This window comes from Cobetia sp. SIMBA_158, from assembly GCF_046566945.1.
GTDB classification, from domain to species: Bacteria; Pseudomonadota; Gammaproteobacteria; order Pseudomonadales; family Halomonadaceae; genus Cobetia; species Cobetia amphilecti.
The window spans coordinates 1-275 of sequence record NZ_JAWJYL010000319.1 but is presented as its reverse complement, the minus strand read 5'-3'; the positions used below and the strand labels follow the sequence as shown (position 1 = coordinate 275).

General features: G+C 40.4%; 1 protein-coding gene. It reads right to left on the bottom strand.

What is annotated here, in order from left to right:
- The coding region (locus R2R70_RS20130) for a DNA polymerase III subunit gamma/tau C-terminal domain-containing protein (RefSeq protein WP_410978921.1) at positions 1-275 on the bottom strand (275 nt) is incomplete at both ends.

Genomic DNA, 275 nt, shown 5'->3' with positions numbered 1-275 from the left:
CTATGTTTTCGTCACTTGTGATCACATCTATTGCTTGCTGATGGCGCCCTGCATCTATTTTTTGTTGAATTAAATAAGGCGAATCGATAACCCCTTGAGCAAATTTTATACTCAGCGACACATTGTGATCGTAAATACTCGATAATGCGGCATCAAGTTTTTGACGAAGCATAGGCGTATCTAGGTGTTTTTGCGATTCATCAACATCTATATGTAAGTTACTTCCCTGCTTCGTAAAAATTGAATGCAGCGCAAATTGGCGCATTCGTCCACCC